This is a genomic window from Micromonospora sp. NPDC047753 (assembly GCF_040642735.1).
In the GTDB taxonomy this organism is placed as follows: domain Bacteria; phylum Actinomycetota; class Actinomycetes; order Mycobacteriales; family Micromonosporaceae; genus Micromonospora.
This window is the reverse complement of record NZ_JBEYSL010000371.1, coordinates 1-6,945: the sequence shown is the minus strand read 5'-3', so window position 1 is coordinate 6,945 and position 6,945 is coordinate 1. Positions and strand designations below refer to the sequence as shown.

6 protein-coding genes and 1 pseudogene are annotated in these 6,945 nt (G+C 72.1%); all 7 read left to right on the top strand.

The window, feature by feature from the left end:
* Positions 1-715: pseudogene (locus ABZ749_RS25700) on the top strand (hypothetical protein); the annotation flags it as partial.
* Positions 716-784: 69 nt separating this feature from the next.
* A complete protein-coding gene (locus ABZ749_RS25695; protein WP_357232163.1) occupies positions 785-2,170 on the top strand; it encodes a phosphomannomutase/phosphoglucomutase in 1,386 nt (461 codons plus the stop codon).
* Between the two features lie 61 nt (positions 2,171-2,231).
* Positions 2,232-2,417, top strand: a complete 186-nt coding sequence (locus tag ABZ749_RS25690; protein WP_091394023.1) for a Trm112 family protein — start codon at positions 2,232-2,234, stop codon at positions 2,415-2,417.
* Complete coding sequence (locus tag ABZ749_RS25685; protein ID WP_357232160.1) at positions 2,414-3,610, top strand: SIS domain-containing protein; 1,197 nt, start codon at positions 2,414-2,416, stop codon at positions 3,608-3,610. Before ABZ749_RS25690 ends, ABZ749_RS25685 begins: the two co-directional genes overlap by 4 nt.
* A 67-nt stretch (positions 3,611-3,677) precedes the next feature.
* On the top strand, positions 3,678-4,682 hold the full coding sequence (locus ABZ749_RS25680; protein WP_357232157.1) for a cation diffusion facilitator family transporter: 1,005 nt from the start codon (positions 3,678-3,680) through the stop codon (positions 4,680-4,682).
* 3 nt (positions 4,683-4,685) lie between these two features.
* Positions 4,686-5,849 (top strand): mannose-6-phosphate isomerase, class I, encoded by a 1,164-nt coding sequence (gene manA, locus ABZ749_RS25675; protein ID WP_357232154.1) that lies wholly within the window; start codon positions 4,686-4,688, stop codon positions 5,847-5,849.
* Between the two features lie 279 nt (positions 5,850-6,128).
* Positions 6,129-6,945, top strand: an 817-nt coding sequence (locus ABZ749_RS25670; protein ID WP_357232151.1) for an adenosylhomocysteinase, incomplete at its 3' end; no start/stop codon positions are given.

Genomic DNA, 6,945 nt, shown 5'->3' with positions numbered 1-6,945 from the left:
GCTGTGCAAGGGCAAGGGCATCACGGTGCGCTACCGGGTGGCGTTCGCGGCGGGTTCGCCGGGTGGCCGTCTCGTGGTCACGGGCGTGGGCATCAGCGCCTCCGGCCAGACGCTGGGTCGCGCCACCGACGCGGCGCGGCTGACCGGATCGCGGGTCACTCCGTCGCCGACTCCGTCGCGGTCGAAGACGCCGACGCCGACTCCGAGCCCGACCGAGGTCGCGACCGTCGACGAGGCGGTGAACCCGGCGGCGCAGGGCGGCGTCTCCGCGGCGCCGAGCGCCACGGCGACCGCCGCCGAGTCGTCCGGAGGATCGCCGGTGATGTACTTCGGCATTGTGCTGGTGGCGGTCGGACTGCTGCTCATCGTGCTGCTGTTCCGCCGCTCGCGGCAGGACCGCAAGCCGTCCGACGAGGCGCCCGACACTCTGCCGGGCAACCCCGGCGGCACCACCTACCGGGCCGGGGGTGGGTTGCCGGCCGCGCCCGGTCGCCCCGGTCAGGTGTACGGCCAGCAGCCGCCGGCCGCCGCCTGGGGTGGTGCGGTGCCGTCACCGCGTCCCGCCACCGGCGGGGTTTACGGTGCCCGGCCGGACACCCCCGCCCCGGAGGCCACCCAGCCGATGCCGGGCCGGCCCGACGGTCGCCCGAAGCCCGATGAACCGCCCACCGACGGTGACGGCCACACCGTGTTCATCCCCCGCCTCCCCGGCTGAGCGGAGGACGGCCCGGCCCTCCGTTAGGCTCAGGATCGGTGTCTAACCCGCGGCCAAGGAGTGGAACACGTGTCTGATCTGTCCCAGATTGTGAAGGCCTACGACGTCCGCGGGACGGTGCCGGACCAGTGGGACGAACGGGCCGCCGAGGCACTGGGCGCCGCCTTCACCCAACTGCTCAACTCCACCGACGAGCCGGGCGATGCCGTCGTCGTCGGGTACGACATGCGGGCCACCTCGCCCGGCCTGGCCGCCGCGTTCGCCACTGGCGTACGCGCCGAGGGCCGCTCGGTGATCGAGATCGGCCTCGCGTCCACCGACCTGCTCTACTACGCGTCCGGCTCGCTCGACCTGCCCGGCGCGATGTTCACCGCCAGCCACAACCCCGCGCAGTACAACGGCATCAAGATGTGCCGCTCCGGCGCGCGCCCGATCGGCCAGGAGAGCGGCCTGGCCGAGATCCGGGAGCGGGCCCAGGCACTTCTGGACTCGGGCGACGCTCGTCCCGCCGGAGCGCCGACCCGGCCCGCCGAGCGGCGCGACCTGCTCCCCGACTACGCCGGCTACCTGCGCAAACTGGTCGACCTGTCCGGCATCCGGCCGTTGAAGGTGGTCGTCGACGCCGGCAACGGCATGGGTGGCTTCACCGTTCCGACGGTGCTGGGCGACGCGGCCCTGTCGCCGCTGCCGCTGGAGATCGTGCCGCTCTACTTCGAGTTGGACGGCAGCTTCCCCAACCACGAGGCCAACCCACTGGACCCGGCGAACCTGGTCGACCTTCAGCGCGCTGTGGTCGAGCACGGGGCGGACATCGGGTTGGCCTTCGACGGTGACGCCGACCGGTGCTTCGTGGTGGACGAGCGCGGCGAACCGGTCTCACCGTCGGCGATCACCGCACTCGTCGCTGCCCGTGAGCTGGCCAAGCACCCGGGTTCCACGGTGATCCACGGCCTGATCACCTCAAGCGCCGTCGCGGAGATCATCCGGGAGCACGGTGGGAAGCCGGTCGTCGCCCGGGTCGGGCACTCCTTCATCAAGGCGGAGATGGCCCGCACCAACGCCGTCTTCGGCGGCGAGCACTCCGCGCACTACTACTTCCGGGACTTCTGGTTCGCCGACACCGGGATGCTCGCGGCGATGCACACGTTGGCCGCACTGGGTGAGCAGTCGCTGCCGCTGTCCGTGTTGGCCGGTGAGTACGAGCGCTACATCGCCTCCGGCGAGATCAACTCGACGGTGACCGACCAGGCGGCGGCGGTGGCCGAGGTGCGCGACGCGTACCCCGACGCGGTCGCTGACGAGATGGACGGGCTCACCCTGCGTTTCCCCGACGGCGCCTGGTTCAACCTGCGCGCCTCCAACACGGAGCCGCTGCTGCGGCTCAACGTCGAGGCACCCACCCGGGATCGGATGGTCTCGCTCCGGGACGACGTGCTCGAGCGCGTTCGCCGATAAGATCGCCTGCGCCGGTCGGCACCGCCGTCGGTCAAGCCGTACACGTGGAAGGAGCCGTGCCATGGCCCTGGATCCGCAGTTGCTGGAGATCCTTGCCTGTCCGGACACGCACCACGCCCCGCTCACCTATGACGCCGAGGCGCAGACGTTGACCTGCACGGAGTGCGGCCGGATCTTCGAGGTCCGCGACGACGTGCCGGTGCTGCTGCTCGATGAGGCGCGCGGCGGCCCCGGGCAGTCCTCATGATCGACGGTACGGCCGGGGTCAGTGGGCGCCGTGACGCCGACGAGGCCCTGCTCGACAACCCGCAGGCGTTGGCCGAGGCCGACCCGGGCGGCATGCTCCGGCACACGGCGTCGGGCGGAGCGCAGGTTCGCGAGAGCGCCGCACTGGCAGCGGAGGCGAACCTCGCGGTGCTCGCCGACGACGGGCGGCCCCGAGCCGTCGTGATCGCCGGCATCGGCACCGCCGGGCGTACCGGTGACGTGCTGGCCACTGTCGCCGGGCCACGCTGCCCGGTCCCGATCATCGGGCACCGCTCCGCCGGCGTGCCCGGTTGGGTGGGCGCGGCCGACGTGGTGATCGCGGTGAGCGCGTCCGGACGTAGCCCGGAAGCGCTCGGCGCCGCCGAGGCGGCCCACCGCCGTGGTGCCCGACTCGTCGCCGTTGGTGCCCCGGATTCGCAGTTGCAGTCGATCGCCGAGCAGGCCCGGGCGCCGTTCATCCCGGTGCCCCGGCGTGCCCCGGCCCGGGCCAGCCTCTGGGCGCTCACGGTGCCGGTCCTGCTCGCGGCCCGTTCCCTCGGGCTCGTGAAGGTGAACGAGGCCGACCTGGCTGAGACCGCGTCCCGGCTCGACGCGGACGCGGACCGCTGCCGGTCCGCGGCCGAGTCCTTCGTCAACCCGGCGAAGTCACTGGCGCTGGGCCTGGCCGGCTCGATCCCCATCGTCTGGGGTTCGTCCCCGCTGGCCACGGTGGCGGCCCGCCGGTTCGGCGACACCCTGTCGGCAAACGCCCGCTACCCGGTGGTCACCGGAGCGTTGGGTGAGGCCGGGCGGGGTCGGGTCGGGCTGCTCGACGGCGTCTTCGGCGGCCTCGCCGAGGGGGAGCGGGACATCTTCGCCGACCCGGCTGAGGACGACGGTGAGGGCACCCGGCTGCGGCTGGTGCTGTTGCGCGACGGCGGCCTCAACGCCGAGGACGACACCGACGAGCCGCTCGCCGTCGAGGAGCGCCGTGCGGACGCGGTGCAGACCCTCGCGGAGCGCCGTGGCGTGCGGTGCGACGTGGTGACCGCCGAGGGCGGCTCCGCCCTGGAGCGGCTGGCGTCGCTGATCGCCGTTCCGGATTTCGCCTCGATCTACCTTGCTCTGGCACACGGGTTGGACCCGATGGCCGTTCCGGCCATCACCGAGATGAAGGAGCTGTCGAACCAGTGAACGAACGTAGGGGGCGGCGCGTCATGCGCGGACCGAGCGGCTTCGTGCGGCGAAGCGGAGCGGTGGCATGAGCGCCAACGGTGGGACGAAGGCGATTGTCGCCGCCCTGCTGGCCAACATCGGCATCGCCGTCACCAAGTTCATCGCGTTCCTGCTCTCCGGCTCGTCGTCGATGCTGGCCGAGGCGGTCCACTCGGTCGCCGACTCCGGTAACCAGGGCCTGCTGCTGCTCGGCGGCAAGCGGGCGAAGCGCGCGGCCACACCGGAACACCCGTTCGGGTACGGCCGGGAGCGCTACATCTACGCGTTCATCGTGTCCATCGTGCTGTTCAGCATCGGTGGCCTGTTCGCGCTCTACGAGGCGTACCACAAGTGGCATCACAAGGGTGGCATCGAGTCCTGGCACTGGCTGCCGGTGGTCGTGCTGGTGTCGGCGATCATCATGGAGTCGTTCTCCTTCCGGACCGCCATCAAGGAGTCCAACCACATCCGGGGCAACCAGTCCTGGGTGCGTTTCATCCGCCGGGCCAAGGCGCCGGAGCTGCCGGTGGTGCTCCTGGAGGACTTCGGCGCGCTGGTCGGTCTGGTGTTCGCCCTGTTCGGCGTCACCATGACGCTGATCACCGGCAACGGCGAGTGGGACGCCGCCGGCACCGCGATGATCGGCATCCTGCTGGTGGTCATCGCCGTCGTGCTGGCCATCGAGACGAAGAGCCTGCTGCTCGGTGAGGGCGCCGAGGCGTCCGAGCTGACCGCCATCGAGCGGGCCGTCACCGACGGCCCCGAGGTGGAGCGGATCATCCACATGAAGACGCTCTACCTGGGTCCGGAAGAGCTGATGGTGGCCGCCAAGATCGCCGTTCCGGAGTGGGAGAGCGCCCACGACCTGGCCCGTGGCATCAACGCCGTCGAGGCGCGGATCCGCGCCGCGGTGCCGATCGCCCGGGTGATCTATCTGGAGCCGGACGTCTACAGCACCGCTGCCGCCGAGGCAGGCACCGGTGCCGCGGCCGACACCGCGGTGCCGCAGCAGGACACGTCGGGCGAGCCGGCCGGGCGGCCCGGGGGCTGACGGGTGGAGCCACTGTACGGGCCGATCCGGGACTACGCCTGGGGCTCGCGCTCGGCCATCGCCCTCCTGCAGGGGCGAGCGGTGCCGAGCGCGGGCCCGGAGGCGGAGCTGTGGTTGGGGGCCCACCCGGGCGCCCCGGCCCTCGTGGATCGTGCCGGCCTGCGGGTGAGCCTCTGCGACCTGGTGCGGGACGAACCTGGGCAGTGGCTCGGCCAGCGGGTGTCCGAGCGGTTCGGCGACCGGCTGCCGTTCCTGCTCAAGGTGCTCGCGGCCGACGCTCCGCTGAGCCTGCAGGCCCACCCGGACGCCGAGCAGGCGCAGGCTGGCTACGCGGCGGAGGTGGGGCGCACCGAGGGGCCGCGCAACTACTCCGACCCGCACCACAAGCCGGAGTTGCTTGTCGCGCTCACCCCGTTCGAGGCGCTGTGCGGTTTCCGGGATCCGGCGGAGTCGGCCGAGGCGCTCGCCGGGTTCGGCGTACCGGAGTTGGCGCCTGTGGTCGCCGCGTTGCGGTCCGGGCCGGCAGGGTTGCGGACGGCGGTGCGGACGCTGCTCGGCTGGCCGGTCGCCAGGCGTCACGACCTGCTGGCCGCTGTGGTGGCGGCGCCGGCCGACGGCCCGGACGCGGAGCTGACCCGCCGACTGGCCACGGCGTACCCGGGGGATCCGGGGGCACTGGTCGCGCTGCTGTTGCACCACCTGCGGCTGGAGGCGGGGGAGGCGATCTGGATGCCCGCTGGCAACCTGCACGCCTACCTGAGCGGCTGCGGCGTGGAGATCATGGCGGCCAGCGACAACGTGCTGCGCGGCGGCCTGACCCCGAAGCGGGTGGACGTCGACGAGTTGTTGCGGGTGCTGCGCTTCGAGGTGCTCGTCGATCCGGTGCGGGCCGCGGAGCCGGTCGGCCCGGGCGTGGACTGCTGGCCCGTACCGGTGGACGACTTCGCGCTGCACCGGGTCCGGGTCGACGCGGCGGTCCCCTCGGTGACACTGTCGCTGCCCGGCCCCCGGGTGGTGCTCTGCGCTGGTGGTTCGATCACCGTGGACGACGGTGCCGGCGCGTTGACGCTGGCCTCCGGCGAGGCGGCGATCGGTACGGCGTTGGAAGCGCCGCTGCGGATCGACGGCGCCGGTGTGGCGTTCGTGGCGACGTCGGGGCTGCGCTGACCTCGACTCGGGTCAACGACACAAGTCCGACTTTCCCGGAATAGCTTGACGTCACCCTGCCTGAGTGTGACTCTATGAGTACGCAGCGTTATCGCGACGACGGTCCGAGAACGTGCGGGGGAACCAAACCGGGGGGATGCACGGGGCGGGCGGGACGTGGGCGGGAAAGTCCGTCCATCACCGACCGCCCCGTGCGCTGTCCGCCGACCGTGCCTGATGCCCGTCGCCGACGCGCGTAAGGTGGAAGGTCGGCGCAGACATCGTTCGACAGGAGCTTTCATGACCAGCACCCTCCCGGCGTCCGCCAGCGGCACGCCGTCCGAGGCCCGGCCGAGCACGCTCGCCGACGGCGACTTCAAGGTGGCGGATCTGTCGCTCGCCGAGTTCGGGCGTAAAGAGATCCAGCTCGCCGAGCACGAGATGCCCGGCCTGATGGCGATCCGTCGCGAGTTCGCCGAGGCGCAGCCGCTCGCCGGCGCGCGGATCACCGGCTCCCTGCACATGACCATCCAGACCGCCGTCCTGATCGAGACGTTGGTCGCGCTCGGCGCGCAGGTGCGCTGGGCGTCCTGCAACATCTTCTCCACCCAGGACCACGCCGCCGCAGCGATCGTCGTCGGCCCGGACGGCACCCCCGAGGCTCCGGCCGGGGTTCCGGTGTACGCCTGGAAGGGCGAGACCCTTCCGGAGTACTGGTGGTGCACCGAGCAGGTGCTCGCCTGGCCGGACGGGCAGGGCCCCAACATGATCCTCGACGACGGCGGCGACGCGACCCTGCTCGTACACAAGGGCACCGAGTTCGAGCGGGCCGGGGCGGTCCCGCCCGTCGAGTCCGCCGACTCCGAGGAGTACGCGGTCATCCTTGAGCTGCTGCACCGCTCGCTCGGCGAGGACGGCCAGCGATGGACCCGGATCTCCGGCGGCATCAAGGGCGTGACCGAGGAGACCACCACCGGTGTGCACCGGCTCTACGAGATGCACCGGGCCGGCACCCTGCTCTTCCCGGCCATCAACGTCAACGACTCGGTGACCAAGAGCAAGTTCGACACGCGCCGGCCAGCGCCGCCAACGCCGCAGGTCAAGGCCGCCGGACCCG

Bases quoted from the DNA above. Each gene is read 5' to 3' on its own strand.
- ABZ749_RS25685 (WP_357232160.1), top strand. From the start codon at position 2,414: ATGATCGACGGTACGGCCGGGGTCAGTGGGCGCCGTGACGCCGACGAG.
- ABZ749_RS25680 (WP_357232157.1), top strand. From the start codon at position 3,678: ATGAGCGCCAACGGTGGGACGAAGGCGATTGTCGCCGCCCTGCTGGCC.
- ABZ749_RS25690 (WP_091394023.1), top strand. From the start codon at position 2,232: ATGGCCCTGGATCCGCAGTTGCTGGAGATCCTTGCCTGTCCGGACACG.